Annotated in this window: 15 protein-coding genes; 1 reads left to right on the forward strand and 14 read right to left on the reverse strand. The window is 41.2% G+C overall.

Annotated features, from left to right (window positions below):
• Positions 1–428 precede the first annotated feature (428 nt).
• Positions 429–2,279, reverse strand: coding sequence for a Xaa-Pro dipeptidyl-peptidase (locus HUJ21_RS15655; RefSeq protein WP_291371408.1), 1,851 nt, complete (start codon positions 2,277–2,279; stop codon positions 429–431).
• Between the two features lie 290 nt (positions 2,280–2,569).
• Here HUJ21_RS15655 and HUJ21_RS15660 point away from each other — a divergent pair, with 290 nt between their 5' ends.
• On the forward strand, positions 2,570–2,752 hold the full coding sequence (locus HUJ21_RS15660) for a fasciclin domain-containing protein (RefSeq protein ID WP_291371410.1): 183 nt from the start codon (positions 2,570–2,572) through the stop codon (positions 2,750–2,752).
• A gap of 292 nt (positions 2,753–3,044) precedes the next feature.
• Here the strand turns inward: HUJ21_RS15660 and HUJ21_RS15665 are convergent, their stop codons facing one another.
• The 13 genes from HUJ21_RS15665 to HUJ21_RS15725 form a co-directional block, all read right to left on the reverse strand.
• Complete coding sequence (locus HUJ21_RS15665) at positions 3,045–4,124, reverse strand: phosphoglyceromutase (protein WP_291371412.1); 1,080 nt, start codon at positions 4,122–4,124, stop codon at positions 3,045–3,047.
• An 81-nt stretch (positions 4,125–4,205) separates the two neighbouring features.
• Positions 4,206–4,718: a DinB family protein gene (locus tag HUJ21_RS15670; protein WP_291371414.1), complete on the reverse strand. Its 513-nt coding sequence runs from the start codon at positions 4,716–4,718 to the stop codon at positions 4,206–4,208.
• A gap of 41 nt (positions 4,719–4,759) precedes the next feature.
• The gene (locus tag HUJ21_RS15675) at positions 4,760–6,568 is read right to left on the reverse strand and encodes an acyl-CoA dehydrogenase family protein (protein WP_291371416.1); all 1,809 of its coding nucleotides are present in this window, start codon (positions 6,566–6,568) and stop codon (positions 4,760–4,762) included.
• Between the two features lie 43 nt (positions 6,569–6,611).
• Positions 6,612–7,787: an acetyl-CoA C-acyltransferase gene (locus HUJ21_RS15680; protein WP_291371418.1), complete on the reverse strand. Its 1,176-nt coding sequence runs from the start codon at positions 7,785–7,787 to the stop codon at positions 6,612–6,614.
• A gap of 85 nt (positions 7,788–7,872) precedes the next feature.
• Entirely contained in the window at positions 7,873–10,278 is a 2,406-nt protein-coding gene (locus tag HUJ21_RS15685) for a 3-hydroxyacyl-CoA dehydrogenase/enoyl-CoA hydratase family protein (RefSeq protein WP_291371420.1), read from the reverse strand.
• A 25-nt stretch (positions 10,279–10,303) separates the two neighbouring features.
• Positions 10,304–10,738 (reverse strand): MarR family transcriptional regulator, encoded by a 435-nt coding sequence (locus tag HUJ21_RS15690; protein WP_291371422.1) that lies wholly within the window; start codon positions 10,736–10,738, stop codon positions 10,304–10,306.
• 604 nt (positions 10,739–11,342) lie between these two features.
• On the reverse strand, positions 11,343–13,016 hold the full coding sequence (locus HUJ21_RS15695; protein WP_291371424.1) for an Ig-like domain-containing domain: 1,674 nt from the start codon (positions 13,014–13,016) through the stop codon (positions 11,343–11,345).
• A 71-nt stretch (positions 13,017–13,087) separates the two neighbouring features.
• Positions 13,088–13,972 (reverse strand): class I SAM-dependent methyltransferase, encoded by an 885-nt coding sequence (locus HUJ21_RS15700; RefSeq protein WP_291371426.1) that lies wholly within the window; start codon positions 13,970–13,972, stop codon positions 13,088–13,090.
• Between the two features lies 1 nt (position 13,973).
• Positions 13,974–15,839, reverse strand: a complete 1,866-nt coding sequence (gene mnmG / locus HUJ21_RS15705; RefSeq protein ID WP_291371428.1) for a tRNA uridine-5-carboxymethylaminomethyl(34) synthesis enzyme MnmG — start codon at positions 15,837–15,839, stop codon at positions 13,974–13,976.
• Positions 15,840–15,895: 56 nt separating this feature from the next.
• Positions 15,896–16,342: an rRNA maturation RNase YbeY gene (gene ybeY / locus HUJ21_RS15710; protein WP_291371429.1), complete on the reverse strand. Its 447-nt coding sequence runs from the start codon at positions 16,340–16,342 to the stop codon at positions 15,896–15,898.
• A 1-nt stretch (position 16,343) separates the two neighbouring features.
• A complete protein-coding gene (locus tag HUJ21_RS15715) occupies positions 16,344–16,745 on the reverse strand; it encodes an ATP-binding protein (RefSeq protein ID WP_291371431.1) in 402 nt (133 codons plus the stop codon).
• Positions 16,746–16,787: 42 nt separating this feature from the next.
• The gene (locus tag HUJ21_RS15720; RefSeq protein WP_291371433.1) at positions 16,788–17,546 is read right to left on the reverse strand and encodes an exodeoxyribonuclease III; all 759 of its coding nucleotides are present in this window, start codon (positions 17,544–17,546) and stop codon (positions 16,788–16,790) included.
• Positions 17,543–17,911: a hypothetical protein gene (locus HUJ21_RS15725; protein WP_291371435.1), complete on the reverse strand. Its 369-nt coding sequence runs from the start codon at positions 17,909–17,911 to the stop codon at positions 17,543–17,545. The genes HUJ21_RS15720 and HUJ21_RS15725 overlap by 4 nt, the downstream gene beginning before the upstream one ends.
• Positions 17,912–18,019: the final 108 nt, after the last annotated feature.

Genomic DNA, 18,019 nt, shown 5'->3' on the forward strand with positions numbered 1-18,019 from the left:
TTTGGTTTCATGTAAACCAGATTAATGCATAATTTATCTGTGCTAATCTAAGTAATCCGTGGTGCACTTTTTTCACCACAAATTTACATGGATTTGCACAGATAATTTTTTTTCTACCAAATGATAAAATCCCCAATTTATCCGCGTTAATCTGTGCTAGCTGTGGTGAATCCACTTTTTTTCACCACAGATTCTCACGGATTTCCACAGATTTTTTTTGGCTTATTAGATGATAGTCAAATCATCACTTATTTATCTGTGTTAATCTGCGCTATCTGTGGTAAACTCTTTTTCCACCACTGATTCTCACGGATTCGCACAGATTATTTTTTTCCTGAATATAAACCTGACCCAATCCCCAATTTATCTGTGTTTATCTGTGTTATCCGTGGTGCCTATTTTTCCTGAACCTATCTGTGGTGAATTTATTATTCTGTAGCCGCCTGATAGGCCTCCATACCTCCCACTACCGGCAATTGCAGGTAGCTGGCATCCAGGTCCACTGTCAGCTCCGTGCCGGGTTCAGGCCAGAGGGTAAATTCCTTGTCACTGGAAAAAATCAACAAACCGATCTGCTGCCCTTTGGGTATGATCTGATCATCAGGCTGCAGCTCAAAGGAAAGCGAATAAAACCGGCCCCGCTTCAAGGGCTCGCTTTCTGTCAGGGAACGGTGATTTTGCGGATCGGCCCAACCTCGGGTGATGATATTGTCCGTAATCTTGGCATTTTTTCCTTCGTTCCAGGGCAGGGAAACCAGCCAAACGGAGAGATTGGCGGCAGGCTTGCTGGAAGCCAGCCGGATGTTCATCTCTGCAAGCCCTGAGAGGTGCAGGTCCTCCTTCAGCTCCGGACTTAAAAACAACAAGCGGTGATCGGTAATTTCGGCCCTGGCCAGTGAAGCTCCGTCAAAGGAAAAATTGTCCACCAGGGTTTCCTTTCCCTGCCGGGCTGGTTTCTCCAGCTGCAGCTTACCTGCTGCCGGGGCGGCCCCTTCCAGAAAAAGCGGGACGGCTTCAGATTGTGGATGGGGGTAGGCTTCATAGGGGGACGGATTCTCCTGACTGTCATTTTCCCGAACGATCCATACTTTTGGATCGTCTTCAACCCCGTTTTCTACCCCGTGCAGGTACCGGGTAAACCAGCGGTTCATCATGCGCATGGGAGGCGGTCCGCCATGCCCGTCCTGGTGATAGTACAATTGCACCGGAAGGCCCATGGATTCGGCTTTTTTATAGATCCGGTAACTGTGTTCGGGCATCACATTCCAGTCGTTGAATCCGTGCGCCATCAGCAGGGCGGCTTTCATGGGCTCCATCTGGTTCAGGTAATCCCTGCCCGCCCAAAAATCATTGTAGTCTCCGGTCACCCGATCCATGCCTTCCTTCATTTCGATATCGCGGATACGGGCATTGTTCCCGGCCCTTTTGGAGGTGTCGCCACTGTGGATAAAATCATACAATACGTCAATATCTTCTCCCAGGTAACCTCCCGGAGAACGCACCAATCCATGGGAGCGGTAATAATGGTAGTAGGAAGTATTGGGCGCTATGGGAATGATGGCTTCCAGTCCCTCCACGCCAGTAGTGGCTGCGGCCAGGGGAATGGTGCCATTATAGGAAGTGCCGGTCATGCCTACCTTTCCGGTAGACCAATAGGCCTCCACAGGATCTCCTCCCTGAGGATGGGTGAAGCCTTTGGCCCTTCCACAGAGCCAGTCGATTACGGCTTTGGGAGCCAAAGATTCGTTTTTACCACCCACGGTAGGGCTGCCTTGTGACAAGCCTGTTCCCGGAGAGGAGGAATGTACCAGGATATAGCCCCTGGGCACCCAGGTTTGGATATGCGAATCGGAAATAAATGGCCGGTTGTTGATGGGGGTTACTTGCGGAGAGACCCTTTCTTCCGGCGGGTAACCCAGTTCGTGACGCACATCCCAGAACAAGCCGTCCACATCCGGTGCCACCCCTGCAAAATAAGGACTGCTGACATAAATCACGGGCAATTTTAAGCCTTCATATTCGGTTTGGTAAGGACGGGTCACGGCCACATGCATGCGGTCGGGTTGCCCGTCGGCATCTGAATCAAATTCGGTTTCAACCCACAGGTCATGCCGGATCCAGCGGGAAGGATCCTTGAAGGCCAGCACTTCCTGTGCTTCGCCATTCTCAATTCTGGGTTTTGCACCGGATTGAGCTGGCAGCAAGTGAATGGTCCATCCATTTGCCAGGATCAGGCAAAGGAGCGTCAATGGATAAAGTATTCCTGATCTATTGTTCATATGTTTACAATTGTTCTTTAATGGTCATAACCTGCCCCCGACTGAAGGTTTCCGACTTTCGGGAGAAGCTCACATCCATCCCCCTGTTTGACGTTCCCCTCATGCCTGAGGCAGGCTCCGTTTCATCTGTTTATAATTTGATTTTAATGGTCAGATGGAATCTTTGACGATTAAAATAATCATTGCCCTGGATTTAATGATTATATTAATCGTGTCGATTTCAAGGCTTAAAAATAACTTTTTTTTTAAACCCTTCCGAATCCTGAGAGAGGATCTCCCCTCGCCTGTCGTTGCGATGGTTGGCAGCGGATTTGTCAGGCGGACAGGTAGTAAAAACGCTAAATGGACAGGAAATAACCGTTTCCATTACCGACGGAAAAGTGATGATCAATGGGGCCGCGGTCACAACTGCTGATCTTTCCGGAAGCAATGGCCTGATACATGTCATAGACGGAGTCTTGTTACCAGAATAATACCATAAAAACCTAATCAGCGAGGCTTGCCAAATGGCAGGCCTTTTTTCGTTTATGTCACTTTCCTGAGAATAAATTCAGATTATTTTCATTTCGAGAAGCTCATTTCATCCATGGTATTTCCTTCCAGGTCATAGACTTTGAAATGTATTCTGCTCGAATCGATCTCCAGGATTCCATAAAGGTGATTTTTGATCATTTTCAAAAAATGCCTCCCTATAGCCTACCCATTCCTGATCCGGCCCAAGAGCCTGGAGAAAAAAACATGGCCAAATCAGGGCAAACCACTTATTCATGGCAAAATCCCGGCAATGGAAGCTGCAGCTTTATCATCGGGATATTTCAGTCCCAGCAATTGGAATACTGTCCGGGCAATCATGGAGGCATAAGATACTTCCTCCTTTTTCACTTCTCCCAATGCCGGACTATCAGGGCCGATAGCTGCAAGCCAAATTTCTTTGGAACGGGGAATTTCTGAACCATGGCCCGTCCAGGTAGCCTTATCAATACCTCTGCCATGATCTGTGGTAATGATCATGCTGGTTTTGTCCTTGTACTGTGGTGTGGACTGAATGTATTCCCAAAGTTCTTTCAGGTAGGCATCAAACTGCTTGATGGAATGCAGGTATTCGTCATACCTGTTGTCATGGGCCCAGTCATCAGGTTCCCCGTAAGCAATGTACACCAATCTGGGACCGGTTTTTTTGATGGCTTCCATGGCATAGTGGTGGGTGAAGGCATCCAGCCTTACCCCTGCCCAGGGACCACGAATTTCATCCTGAAACTGGTTGATCAGCATTTCCCTCTCAGTGAGATCGGGACCTGCTGCTTTATCAAACCCGGCATTCACCGGGATTCCATTGCGCTCCTTATTGATGATATAGGGAAAAACATCCCAACTGCCAAAAGCCAATATCTTTCCCTTAAATTCAGGTACCTGTTGCAGGTGTTCCAACAGGGTAATGTTTGGATTATTTTTTTTTGCATTGGAATTGATGCGTTCATCATCTGCAGAGCCGGTTAAAATTTCGTTGTAGCCAGGGTAGGAAAAAAGCATATCATTTTGCAGATCGACCTGATTTCCATAGGCACGGTTGCCATAAAGCTGCCCTTTTTTTGCCAGAGTAGACCAGGTAAAGGGCATGAGCATTTCCCTGCGATTCTGGGGATCTGTATCCCAAAATTCCTTCAGCAGTGAGCCTTGAGATTCGATCATTCCCGTGTCATCCACAAATAAAGAATCAGCACCTTTAAACATTTCCTGCCAGCGAAGGCCGTCCACTGTTATCAGGAAGATGTTTTCGGTTTGGGTGGTTTTTTGAGCAGGGGCATAACCAAAACCCAGCCCCATCAATATCAGTAGAATAGCCATTTTTTTCATAGGACTAAAGATAAGGATTTTGATTTTTTCCTAGGGTCTGCAGGATTATTTTTTCCTTGAATTAACAGTTGTCTATATCCGCTTTTCTTCTTTTTCTTTAAGCACACTTACCGTTACCAACAATTGACCCAGATGCCGCTGGCTGTGTTCGGCAGCATGAAAATATAAACCTAAAACAGTACTGGGTAACCTTTTCCGTCCAACATAACGGGGTTCCATCAAAGTTTCGGCTGTTGTGCTTTTAAAAATAGCCAGGGCCTGCATCACTTTATTTTCAAAAGTATCAACCAACATTTGGCTTGTTAATCCGGGATCAGGAATACCTTCTTTTTTTAAATATTCGAGTTGTTTGCTATTCAGGGATTTTCCTGCCGCATAGGAAAAAAGCCGGTCTATTACTCCTGCCATATGCTGGATATGAAAGCCCACAGCAGCACGGCCGGCGACTTTTTCCCATAAATATTCCTCCCGAAAATTTTCCATGTAAATTTTCAGGTCTTCTGCACTTTGTATCAGGGCATGGGCAGCAGGTTGCAATAAAAAAGGAATTTCGGGGACTGCTCCCCTAAGCCAGGCTTCAGGCATTTTGATCTGTATTAGTAGGTAACATTTTACTTGCTCAGCATTCAGGCATGAAAAAAGAAGTACTTGCCTTCTGCTATCAGGGAAGCCGCTATTTCCCTTCTCAGGGCTTTGGTATTGACTGCATTAATTTTAGTATACCTTTTCAATCCCATTAATAGTACTTTTTGCTCATCCCCGGAGGTAAAGGAATAAATGGCTTCTTTGCCGGCAGCATTTATTTTTTCCACTGCTTCATAAAGATACACCTGGCTCATGGCCAGATGGATCTTCGCAGCGTCTTTGCCTTTCAGGGCAATCAACTTCTCCGTTCTCAAGATTGTCGACTCCGCTGCATATATTTCAATCATGATATCGGCCAGATTCATCATGATCTCCTGCTCTGTTTCCAGTTTATCTCCCAGATTTTGGGCTGCCTGCCCTCCAATCATAAGGAAAACTTTCTTCAGATTATTCAAAACGGCTTTTTCCCTGGATAAAGGTGCATCATCATCCGGATTTGAAAAATCGGGAACGGCTTTTAATTCCTCCCCTACTTTTTGGGCAGCCTCCATGATGTTCAATTCCCCTTTCATGGCTCGCTTTAGCAGCATGCCCACCATTAATATCCGATTGATTTCGTTTGTTCCCTCGTAAATCCTGGAAATCCGTGCGTCGCGGTAAGCCCGCTCCATGGGTGCTTCGGCAGAATAACCCATGCCTCCGTATACCTGAACACCCTGGTCTACCACATAATCCAATACCTCAGACCCATGAACCTTTGCAATAGCGCATTCAATGGCAAATTCCTCAACACCCTTAAGCTTGGCTTTGTTGGATTCCATACCTTCAGCCTCCAATGCTGCAATACGATCTTCTATATCTTGTCCGGCACGGTAACACAATGATTCGCATGCATAAGTTTTGACGGCCATCTCTGCCAGTTTGGCCTTTATTGCACCAAAGGAATCAATGGAAACCCCAAATTGCTTTCTTTCGGATGCATATTGTAGGGAAAGACCCAAAATCCTGCGACATCCTCCCAGCACGCCTGCCCCTAATTTTACCCGGCCAATATTCAGAATATTAACGGCAATCTTAAATCCCTGACCTCTTTCAGCGAGCATGTTTTCTACCGGAACCGGACAGTCCTTGAAAAATACCTGGCGGGTGGAACTTCCCTTAATGCCCATCTTTTTCTCTTCCTCATTCATGGAAATACCACCGAAGGTTTTTTCCACCAAAAAGGCGGAAAGATTTTTGTCCTCATCCACTTTGGCAAAGACAATAAAAAAATCGGCAAAGCCTGCATTGGAAATCCACATTTTTTGCCCGTTAATCAGGTAATGGGTCCCTTCCGGATTTAAGGTAGCTTTGGTTTTTCCGCTATTGGCATCCGATCCCGCATCAGGTTCTGTCAGGCAATAACAAGCTGCCCATGCTGCATTGGAAAGTTTGGGAAGGTATTTTTCTTTTTGTTGATCAGTACCATAATACAATACAGGGAGAATTCCAATGCCGGTATGCGCCCCATAGGTAGTAGAAAAAGAACCGGCAGCACCAATGATATCTGCGATCAGCATGGAAGTATTGAAACTCATGCCCAGACCCCCATACACTTCCGGCACCGAAATTGCCAGCAAACCCAATTCTCCTGCCTTTTTTAAAATTTGAGGTACCAAATCAGGGTTTTGCATGCTGTCAATTTCTTCCATTTTGGGTAAAATTTCTTTATCCAAAAATTCCTGGCAAGCCTGCGCCATCATTTTTTGTTCTTCGGTAAATGCCTCAGGAATAAAAACATCAGCAGCTGCTGTTTCCCTGATCAAATACGCTCCACCATTTAGGGCATTATTTTTTGTCAACGGTTCCATTTTAATTTTTTGTTAGCTTAGAGAATTTTATCAAGCATTTTTTTTAGCTGAGCCTTTCGATTACCCCAGCTACGCCCTGACCACCTCCGACACATGCGGTAACCAGACCATATGTTTTGTTCCTTTTGGCCAATTCATACATCATCTGTACGGTAAGTTTTCCACCCGTACATCCCAAAGGATGACCTAATGCCACAGCCCCACCATTTACGTTTACAATATCCGGATCAAAATCCAGCGAACGGATCACGGCCAGTGCCTGAGTGGCAAATGCTTCGTTCAGCTCTATCAGGTCAATATGATTAAGGCTTAAACCCGCCTGCTTTAAGGCTTTTGGGACAGCTTCTTTAGGTCCGATTCCCATAATCCTGGGTTCAACCCCAGCCACGCTGTAAGAAACCAACCTTGCTTTAGGTTCCAGATTAAGGCTTTTCATCAATCGTTCCGACATAACCACCACAAAAGCAGCCCCATCAGAAGTCTGAGAAGAATTACCTGCCGTTACCTGTCCTCCTTGTTTGAATACAGGTTTTAAATTTGCCAAAACCTCCATGGTAGTACCTGGGCGGGGACCTTCGTCGGTTTCCACAGTGAATTTTCTTGTTTGTCTTTTTTTATTTTCATCCAGATAGGTTTCTTCTACCTCCACAGGGACAATTTCGTCCTTGAACCTGCCATTTTCTATGGCGCTCAATGCTTTTTCATGAGATTTGACGGAAAACTGATCCGCATCTTCACGACTTACCTGGTAATCCCTGGCCAGTTCTTCGGCTGTCAAACCCATACTCAGGTAATAGTCTGCGTTTTTTGAGGCAATATTCCAGTTCAATGCTGTTTTATAACCCATCATCGGTACCATTGACATGGATTCCGTACCCCCGGCAATGATACAATCTGCCATACCCATTTTGATTTTCGCTGTAGCCAGGGCAATGGCTTCTAAACCCGAACCACAATACCGGTTAACAATAAAGCCCGGATTTTCTTTTCCCAATGCCAGCAAGGAAATCATGCGCCCCATTTGCATACCCTGTTCCGCTTCCGGTATGGCATTGCCGACAATAAGATCGTTCACCATTTTATTTTCCAAGCCGGGAATTTCAGCAACCAAATGTTTGATAACATCAGCTGCCAGGTCATCCGGTCGATAAAAACGAAAACTTCCTTTTTTTGCTTTTCCCACTGCTGACCGATAACCTTCGATGATATATGCGTCCATTGTTAGATTTGATTTAAAATTTTAAGTATAATCACTGCCAAAGGAAATACGGAATGGTATTTTCCCTGCAGCATCATGTTATTGCTTAATTCCTTAAAGGCTTTCCTTTAAATAGAATACTATGAATTCTTTCCAAGGTCTTCTTTTCTCCGGTAAGACTTAGGAAGGCTTCCCTTTCCAAATCCAAAAGGTATTTTTCGCTTACTTCGGTAGCTTCGGATAAATCCCCACCACTCATGACCCAGGCCAGCTTTCTAGCTATTTTGGCATCATGTTCAGAGATATAAGATCCATAAAGCATACCTGTAATTCCCGCTTCAAACAAGGCCAAAGAAGATTTGCCCAACACCCGGATATCTTCTCTCTCCAGTGGCCTGCTATAGCCGGCATCATGCAGCATCAAGACTTTTTCCCTGGCATCTGCCAACTGTCTTTTTCGGTTCAGGGAAATACTATCCTTTTGTTCCAGGTAACCTAAATTTCTGGCCTCTTCCGCTGATGTGGAAACTTTGGCTGTGGCTATATTCATAAATGTATCCTGTAATCGGTTGAGTTCAACATCTCCTGAAACCAGATTCTTTGAAAACCTAAGGGTCATTTCCTTGGTCCCGCCTCCAGCCGGAATTAAGCCAACACCTACTTCTACCAATCCCATATACAATTCTGCATGGGCCTGTACGAGATCTGCATGAAGAGACAATTCACATCCTCCCCCCAATGCCATATTGTGTGGTGCAACCACGACTGGAATAGATGAAAAACGGGCTCGCATCATGGTTTGTTGAAATTGCGCAATCATCATATCAATTTCATCAAAATCCCGATCTCCGGCAAACATATACAGCATGGCCAAATTTGCACCTGCGGAAAAATTTGCTCCTTCATTGCCAATTACCAGACCTTTGTACGACTTCTCTGCCATACCGATTGCCTTGTTAATGCCTTCCACTACTTCCTGGCCCAGAGAATTCATTTTTGTATGAAATTCCAAACCTATTACTTCATTGCCGATATCATAAATAGAAGCTCCCTCATTTCCCCATAATTTTTTGTTGGCCGATTTGAGGGTATCCAGCAAGATAAAATCCTCCAATCCAGGGACGACTTTATAGCTTTTAGACGCTATATCATAATAGTTTTTACTTCCATTAACAACCTTATAAAAACTGCCTACTCCTTGTTCCAACATTTCATAAACCCAGCTGGCCGGTTTGTCTCCGGATTTTTCCATCTGTTGAACCGTTTCCTTAACGCCAAGAATATCCCAGTTTTCAAAGGGTCCGTATTCCCAACCAAAACCTGCACAAACAGCCTGATCGATGCGGTACAATTCATCGGCTATCTCAGGAATTCTAAAAGAACAATACCTGAAAAGATCATAAAATGTTGCCCGGTAAAATTCACCGGCTTTATCATCAAAATTTACAAGAAATTTGATTCTTTCCTTCAGGTTATCTATTCCTTTGGAAGCCTCCAAAGCTTTGATTTTTGGTTTTTCCGCTGGTTTGTAGGAATAGGTATTGAAATCAATTTCCTTAAGTTCCTTTTTGCCATTCTCATGTCGGATCATATGGTAAAAGCCCTTGCCACTTTTATCACCATACCATTCATTCTCCTTGAGTACAGATACACTTTTTGGCAGCTTAAATCGCTCTCTTGATTCATCATGCTCAAGAACCTGGTACAAATTCGTGGCTACATGTACAGTGGTATCCAATCCTACTACATCTAAGGTTCTGAAAGTTCCTGATTTTGCCCTGCCAATGACTGTACCAGTAAGTTTGTCTACTTCTGATACGCCCATACCCATTTTCTCAATAATATGTATGGCCGACATGATGGCATAAACTCCAATCCTATTGGCAATGAATGCGGGTGTATCCTTGCACAAAACTGTTTCTTTCCCTAAAAATCGATCCCCATAATCCATCATGAAATCAATAATTTCCGGGTTTGTTTGGGGACCGGGGATAATCTCCAATAAGCGAAGATACCTTGGTGGATTGAAAAAGTGGGTACCGGCAAAACATTGTTGAAAATCTTCAGATCTGTTATCTGCCATCAAATGAATAGGTATACCTGAAGTATTGGAAGAAATTAAAGTGCCGGGTTTCCGGTATTTTTCTACTTTTTCGAAGAGTCCCTGTTTGATTTCAAGGTTCTCGATAATCACTTCAATGATCCAGTCAGCATCTTTGATTTTGGGTAAATCATCATCAAAATTCCCGGTAGCAATACGATTGGCAAATTCTTTGTCATATATGGGAGAAGGCTTAGCCGATAGCGTATCCTGCAAAGCTTTATTTACAATCCTATTTCTGACCTGCTCATTTTCCAGTGTCAGCCCTTTTTTCTTTTCCTGATCGTTAAGCTCTTTTGGAACCATGTCCAAAAGCAATACCTGAACGCCGATATTTGCAAAATGGCAAGCTATTCTGGATCCCATAATTCCTGATCCCAAAACGGCTACTTTTTTTATGCTTTTTTTCATTGATCTATTATTTTTTTAATGCTTTCTAACCTTTCTGAATGTTTTGAATCACCCGATTAATTTTTTCAAACAGCGTAAAAAACGATTTCATTTCCTGTTCTGAAAGAACATTCCTAACCTGTTCGTTAAAATACTTTATAGTCTGTACCGCAACGGATTTTTTTTCCTTTCCCAGTGGTGTAAGAAATATTCTTACGGATCTTTTATCGACCGGATCCGGAGATTTTCTAATCAATCCCTTCTGCTCCATGGATTTTAAGATCCGGGTCAAACTTCTGGATTCCAAACCCATCAAGGGGGCAATTTTTGTTGCTGCCGCTCCTTCGGTAGAATCAATATTAATCAGAACAAATCCCATAGATGTCGTAAGGCCCTCCATATTGGCTTTTTGATTGTACATTCTGGATATGGAATGCCAGCAGGATTTGATATGAAAATCTATCGTTTCTTCCTTTTTCATCAGTTAAAGTTAATCTTAACTTTAAGTTACTGAAAATAATTATGCATGCATAATAAAACGGATAATTTATTTTTGAGAATCATCTAGGTATAAACTGCATTTAAAATAAAGAATCGATTCAAAAATAAGCCACCTAAGAACTACGATTCAAAAACAGAAAAGAGATATCAACAAGGATATAACAATTAGAAAAGATTGAATTAAAAAAATCTATTGTTATTATTATAAGGTGGATATGTGGGTATCTCAGTTAAATAAATGTTTTCAACTTTTCTCCCTCATCAATTTACTTTCATCAACAGCTTATACACAATTATTTCTTGCTTAATTTAGTGTAAATGAGATGTTTAATTTGATTCGGTTGTTTTTGGTTGATAATGTGTTTCAAGCAATGATGTGTATATTTATTTTGGTGGTTAGGTGTTGATAAGGGTTGATAAAAATGGACTTATCACCAGGGATACATTTCTATACGGTAATGGCTTTTTTTAATGAACTTCCGTTGTTTGTTATTCAGGTCTTTTTGTTTTTTATCCACTGTTAATTTTGTCTTATCAACAGTTTTTCTCTTGAAATAAAATTAACATAATTGTCTGATTATGAGTTAATTAAGTAAGTCTTCTTCAGTAATGGTCAAAATTTCAATGGGTAATTTTATTGCGGGTCCATCCTTGGTCATATCTTCTTCTATATTAAACCCAGAATTTAATTTTGGTTCTATAACCAGGTCATCTAATGTCCATCCTCCTCTCAAAATAAACTCATGTTTGTTGGTTTCTTCATCAAAGAAGGCATAAATAGGTTCTGGTTGAATATTCTCATAATAATTACCTGGATCCCATCTTCTGTTTTGATTTCTGTCAATAATGGCTTGTATCTTGTAATTGGTAGCTTCTATGGCCTTGAATTCAAAATAATTGGTGTCAGTCAGGTATATTTCTCTGATGAGCTGTCCTTTGCTATTGAGTAGTTGTAAGATAATCGGTCTTTCGTTTATATTAACTGTTCCATTAATACCGTCTGCAAGATTATCAGTTTTCAACCGTGTGTAAGTAGCGTCTACAGGTGACTCATTCCAAAGACCTTCCACATCCATAAATGTAGAATCAGCTGCAAATAGCTTAAAAGAACTGTTCTTTACCGAATCGGGTAATGCTATATTAATGTTAATCGTAGTATGTAAATGACTGCTGTCAGGTATACTGACCATTGATTGATTTATCGGGATATAGGAAGCGGAATCATACTGTACGTAAAGGGAATCGTAGACTATTTGGTAAAGAGGTTTGTTAAAGTCCAGTTTTGCCTGGATAGTTTGATTAAACTTGGCACCCGTGTTGGTAGTTATTTTCAATTCTTCTTTAGGTCGGTCGCTTTCTTCAAACTTTGCGTATAATGTTGTATCAACCTTAAAACCTACTGAATCTTGAAGTAGTATGTTGACTGGAATGCTATCATTTTTGATTGTTCTATGATATAGCCTGATGTTTTTATCATTGATTCTGTAAAAAAGGTTGGTATTGATATCCGGATGGACTATAGAAAATTCCGCTAGAGGTTTGCTAAGAATGATATCGAAATTTGAGCCTGTGCTTGAACTTCGATTAATTTTTAATGGCGATAAATCTCCTTTGGCTAAATTGAAGTGTAAATTTTGCCGGTTTTTATCTATGGTAATGGTGTCTGGTGCAAAGCCATAAGCTTCATTTCTGTATTCTGCCTTTAAGGATCCGTTCTCATCATGCCAGGCGTAAGCCTTGAATGTCCCGGCCTTAATATTCGTTATCTCGTAATATCCGGTTGAGTCGGGTTGTGCAATGTAATACGGCGGAGCATTGAATAAATCTGTAGTGTCGGCAATGCTGTACAGACCGACAAGGACATCTTCGAAATTTTGTTCCACAAATGGATCAATATAAGCAACCGTACCTGAAACTTTTAAACTATCAATATTTTCGCCAGTGGAAAATACAAGTTTCAATCTCTCTGCGGGATTGCCTTCTGTAATGTCTTGTATACTTTTTTGAAAATTGAATAAGTAAGTTGTATTTTCTTCCAATTCCTGATTCAATTCAATATTGACTCTATTTTTGATAGCCAGAAATTCCATTTTATCTTTTTCAACTCTTGGTGTAATGATTATGGATTGGTTTGGGTTTTCTAATTTCACATATTCATTAAATTCCAAATTGATTTCTGAAGGTGAGGTGTTCGTACTTTCATTTTGTGGATTGGAGTATAGCAGGACTGGTGGATCTTCATCTACTGGTCCACCCATTGGAGAGCTTTGTTTTGCACATGAGCTAATAATTAGAGTGGTTATTGGAAGAAAGTACCTAAAGATGAACCTCATTTCTTTTTGATGATAAAAAGTAAGCTTGAATAATTATTGTTCTTTTGCGCTGCTTTGTTGGACAGATACCCGGCTTTTATGGCTTTCAAGTATTTGTTTTTTGATCCAGTGTATTGATGGCTTAAAAGTGACACATAATAACTATCAAAAGGCATGGGTAAGATTTCAGTAATTCTACATTCATTTTTCTCTACCAGGTACTTCATGGATGCTTCATTAAAATGATACAGGTGCCTTGGTACGTCCAATGCTGCCCAATTTTCCTTAAAAAATGCTGCGTCTTGAGATGTTCTATTGGGTACTGCAATATAAAGAAGTCCCCGTTTCTTTAATTTGCTCAATAGAATTTTAACTGTTTTATTTAGATGGTGTATGTGTTCCAGAACATGGAATAGCGTAATAACATCGAATTTTTTTTGTTTCTCCAGAGCAGAAAAATCTTCAATTAAATTGATTTTATTGTCTTCTTGAGCAAGTTTAGCAACTGATTGGTTTGGTTCCATTCCATAAGCTTCCCAGCCATTATCCTGACAGGTTTTGACAAAATGGCCCATACCGCAACCGAAATCCAGAATTTTCCCTTTTTGAATGGAACGCGAATTAATTTCTTTCAGCTTTTGCTTTAAGGTATATTTTCTTACTGCCTTGTATAAGAAATCCTTTAAACCTTTGATTTTACTTTGATGGGATATATAGTTGTCTCCAGCGTAATATTTTCCAATGTTTTTTTCATCAGGTCGCGGGTTGGTAAACCAAAGGTTGCAATTCTTACATGCACAAATGATGAATGATTCTTTGCTATAAGCATGGTCCTTTACCACCATTTGATTAATAAAAAGCTCACTTTTACAAAGAGGGCATTTGGTTAATCTTTCATACATTTTATCTCCCTAGGTATATGGTTATAATGGACATGTCTGCGGGTGAAACACCACTTATTCTGGATGCCTGGCCTATGGTTTCTGGCTTGATCTTGTTTAATTTTTGTCTTCCTTCTGCTGAAAGTGCCTTTATGGTTGAATAATCCATATGGCTGGGAATTTTCATATTGTCCAGATTGCTTATTTTTTCCACCATTTGTCTCTCTTTGTCTATATAGGATCGGTACTTGATCTGAATTTCTGCTTGCTCGAGTACATTTTTATCAAATGGAGCTAACTCATCTTTTAGCTCTTGATTCATTCTCATCAGATCGCTTATTCCCAACTGGGGCCGTTTCAGTAATTTTTCTATGGTAGTATTTTCTTTGATTGTAGCCGTTTTGTTTTGAATCAATGCAGCATTTATAGCGTCCGGGGTAACCCGGATTTTTTCCAGTTTGGCTATGAGCTTTTCAGTATCGTACATCTTGTCTTTCATTAACTGATAGTTGGTTTCATCAGCTAAATTCATTTGATAACCATAGGATGTCAATCGGAGATCAGCATTATCCTGACGCAATAGCAGTCGGAACTCAGCTCTGGAAGTAAACATTCTATAGGGTTCTTCTGTGCCTTTATTGATCAGATCATCTATCAAAACGCCAATATAAGATTCTGAGCGTTTAAGGATAAATGGTTCTTCATCCTTGATTTTTTTATGAGCATTGATGCCGGCAATTAATCCCTGTGAGGCTGCTTCCTCATATCCTGTAGTACCGTTAATTTGTCCTGCAAAAAAGAGGTTGTCAATCAATTTAGTTTCCAGACTCAATTTTAACTGTGTGGGAGGAAAATAGTCGTATTCTATGGCATAACCAGGTCGGAACATTTTGGCATTTTCAAAGCCGGTTATTTTCCTCAAAGCCTTGAATTGTACGTCTTCCGGCAAAGATGTGGAAAAGCCATTTACATATATCTCTACCGTGTCCCAGCCTTCCGGTTCGACAAAAATTTGATGCCGGTCTCTTTCGGCAAACCGATTGATCTTGTCTTCTATGGAAGGGCAATAGCGTGGTCCCAGTCCTTGAATTCTGCCATTAAACATGGGGGACCTGTCAAAGCCCTCTGTAAGCGAGTCGTGGACCTCTTTATTCGTATAGGTGATCCAACAGCTTCTCTGCTTAATGGGTGCCTGGGTAGTTGGAGAATAGGAAAATTTCTCGGGATTTTCGTCTCCTTCTTGTTCTTCCATCAAGGAATAATTCAAGCTTCTCCCGTCAACTCTGGGAGGAGTACCAGTCTTCATTCTGCCTGATTCAAAGCCCAATTGACGCAAATCTTCGGTAATTCCTGTTGCTGCCTTCTCTCCTGTTCTTCCTCCCCCCATTTGTTTTTCTCCTATATGGATGATACCATTTAGGAAGGTCCCATTAGTCAGGACCACCGACTTTGCCTGAATCTCGAGTCCTAATCCTGTTCTAACCCCTGCGATTTTCTTGTTTTTGACGATGAGACCCGTAACCATTTCCTGCCAGAAGTCTACGTTGGGGGTGTTTTCTAATATCAACCGCCATTCTTCGGCAAATCTCATTCTATCGTTTTGGCTTCTTGGAGACCACATGGCTGGTCCTTTAGACCTGTTGAGCATCCGGAATTGTATCATTGACTTGTCTGCAACGATTCCTGACTTACCTCCCAATGCATCAATCTCCCGAACTATCTGCCCTTTTGCTACCCCTCCCATAGCTGGGTTGCATGACATCTGCGCTATGGTGTTCATGTTCATCGTACATAACAATACCCTTGAACCCATTTTTGCTGCAGCTTGTGCTGCTTCACAACCGGCATGCCCTGCCCCTACTACGATTACATCATAAATTGGAAACATATAGATTTTTTCAGGTGTTCCACGTGGAACACATAAATGTTGTTTGATTTTTATTCTTAAAGTGTTCCACGTGGAACACTTAGTGATTGAAACAAGTTCAGTGCTTTTTCCTCTTCCTCCCTCATCCGTTTTTTTTCCTTTGTACTTTTATCTTTTAATCCACAAAGGTGAAGGAGACCATGTATCAATACCCTTAAAAGTTCCTCATGATAGATTACTCCCAGGGTGGTTGCATTTTCTTTTACACGATCAATGCTGATATAAATATCCCCCTCAATTTCTCCTTCCTGCTCTGCCTGGTCAAAGGTGATAATATCTGTGAATGTATCATGGTTTAAATAATTTCTATTGATTTGTAACAGGTAATCATCCGTGCAAAAGATGTAATTGAGGGTTGAAATATGGAATCCTTTTTCTTTTGCTGCTGTTTTAATCCAATCCTTGATTTTTCTTTTTTGGTTAATTCTTGATTGGACTCCTTCTTCAAAGAAATTTATGGCCATGTCAATTCATATAAAAAGTGAGGGTGATTTTGCTTCCCTCATTTTCAAAATTAATTTCATCGCACAAATGCCTCATGATAAAGACTCCCCTACCCCCTGATTTTTGCAGGTTTTCAGGCGAGGTTGGATCGTTCAAATGTTGGTAATCATAACCCCTTCCTTCATCCTCGATGATGAATTTCAGCTGGTCCTCCAGAAATTTTACCTCTAAACGTACAGATTTCTTTTTGTCTTCCTTGTTACCATGGATAATGGCGTTGCTCACACATTCGGTAACAGAAATCATGATATTGCCGTAGATGTCATCGCTGATTTGGAATTTCTCTTTGGCATTATCAATGAAACTCTCAATAATTGTTATATTTTCAATTATAGATGGTATAGAAATTTTTATTGATTTCATTGATTTTTTAGGCTTTAATCATGATTAAATTAATTTTTTCAATTAGAGATTTAGGCTTACAGGACAATGGTCCGAGTGATGTACCTGCTGTAGTATGTCTACTTCCTTTACCTGCTTGCTAATAGATGGACTTGTCATGTGGTAGTCTATTCGCCATCCTTTATTGTTGTCCCTGGCATTGGCACGATAGCTCCACCAACTGTATTGATGGGCTTCCTTATTGAGTAAACGGAAACTATCATCCAATCCAGAAGAGGTGAGTTTGTCCATCCATTGCCTCTCCTCAGGTAAGAACCCGGAAGTGTTTTTATTTGAGATGGGGTTGTGTATGTCAATGGCTTTGTGACATATGTTGTAATCCCCACTAAGGATCAAATCAGGATAACCCTTTAATAAATCCTGAGTATAATGGTAAATATCATCCAAAAACCGGTATTTAAAATCTTGTCGAATGTCTCCTGTGGTGCCTGATGGAAAATAAGCACTAATAAAGGTGAAATCTTTGTAATCTGCCTGGATGATTCTTCCCTCATCATCGTAAGCATCGATTCCCATTCCGTATTTGACCTTATCAGCCGGATTTTTACTTAAAATCGCTACGCCACTATAACCTTTCTTAACTGCCGGATACCAATAAACATGGTATCCCAGGTCTTTGAACATAGTGGTATCAATCTGGTTTTCCAGAGATTTTATTTCCTGAAGCCCGATAATGTCAGGATCAGCAATTTTCAACCAATCCACAAATCCTTTTTTTATGGCTGCTCTGATCCCATTGACATTGTAGGTTATTATTTTCATTGGATGTCTATTTCAAATTCTTCTTCAAAATACTCCAAAACATGAATTTTTAATAATTTTTCCTGTTCGGAGGCATTTAAGTGTGGCAAGGATTTCTCTAATTTCCAATGAGGCCAACCATCCTGATCGATAAAATCCAAAACATAAAAGCCTGATAAGCTCAGGACTTTACATGTTGCAATATGCATCAAATCTTGTTTTTCCTCTTTAGAAAAATGACGGGGTCCCTTGCCCAATTCCTGCACCCCGATGATAAACAGTACGGCATTTAAGTCTGCAGGTTTTTTACCGAAAATTTCTCTTAAGCCCTCCAGAAGTTTGCCCCACCTTTTTTCAAGATCCAGATCTTTTTTTAATAATGTCATTCAAGAAAGATTATTTATTGATAGTCCCATTGACCATGTTTTTTTATCCTTAACGAATTTTTTGTAAATTCAATGGTGTCTGTAAAGTACAAATATAACAGGTATAAT

Origin of the sequence: Cyclobacterium sp., assembly GCF_014762705.1 — a bacterium.
Lineage (GTDB): Bacteria > Bacteroidota > Bacteroidia > Cytophagales > Cyclobacteriaceae > Cyclobacterium.

What these genes read in the sequence shown, in the direction of transcription:
- HUJ21_RS15655 (WP_291371408.1), bottom strand. Translation starts at nt 2,279, where the DNA reads ATGAACAATAGATCAGGAATACTTTATCCATTGACGCTCCTTTGCCTG.
- HUJ21_RS15715 (WP_291371431.1), bottom strand. Translation starts at nt 16,745, where the DNA reads ATGAAATCAATAAAAATTTCTATACCATCTATAATTGAAAATATAACA.
- HUJ21_RS15680 (WP_291371418.1), bottom strand. Translation starts at nt 7,787, where the DNA reads ATGGACGCATATATCATCGAAGGTTATCGGTCAGCAGTGGGAAAAGCA.
- HUJ21_RS15725 (WP_291371435.1), bottom strand. Translation starts at nt 17,911, where the DNA reads ATGACATTATTAAAAAAAGATCTGGATCTTGAAAAAAGGTGGGGCAAA.
- HUJ21_RS15670 (WP_291371414.1), bottom strand. Translation starts at nt 4,718, where the DNA reads ATGCCTGAAGCCTGGCTTAGGGGAGCAGTCCCCGAAATTCCTTTTTTA.
- HUJ21_RS15685 (WP_291371420.1), bottom strand. Translation starts at nt 10,278, where the DNA reads ATGAAAAAAAGCATAAAAAAAGTAGCCGTTTTGGGATCAGGAATTATG.
- HUJ21_RS15665 (WP_291371412.1), bottom strand. Translation starts at nt 4,124, where the DNA reads ATGGCTATTCTACTGATATTGATGGGGCTGGGTTTTGGTTATGCCCCT.
- HUJ21_RS15700 (WP_291371426.1), bottom strand. Translation starts at nt 13,972, where the DNA reads ATGTATGAAAGATTAACCAAATGCCCTCTTTGTAAAAGTGAGCTTTTT.
- HUJ21_RS15695 (WP_291371424.1), bottom strand. Translation starts at nt 13,016, where the DNA reads ATGGGTGGACCAGTAGATGAAGATCCACCAGTCCTGCTATACTCCAAT.
- HUJ21_RS15690 (WP_291371422.1), bottom strand. Translation starts at nt 10,738, where the DNA reads ATGAAAAAGGAAGAAACGATAGATTTTCATATCAAATCCTGCTGGCAT.
- HUJ21_RS15675 (WP_291371416.1), bottom strand. Translation starts at nt 6,568, where the DNA reads ATGGAACCGTTGACAAAAAATAATGCCCTAAATGGTGGAGCGTATTTG.
- ybeY (WP_291371429.1), bottom strand. Translation starts at nt 16,342, where the DNA reads ATGGCCATAAATTTCTTTGAAGAAGGAGTCCAATCAAGAATTAACCAA.
- mnmG (WP_291371428.1), bottom strand. Translation starts at nt 15,839, where the DNA reads ATGTTTCCAATTTATGATGTAATCGTAGTAGGGGCAGGGCATGCCGGT.
- HUJ21_RS15720 (WP_291371433.1), bottom strand. Translation starts at nt 17,546, where the DNA reads ATGAAAATAATAACCTACAATGTCAATGGGATCAGAGCAGCCATAAAA.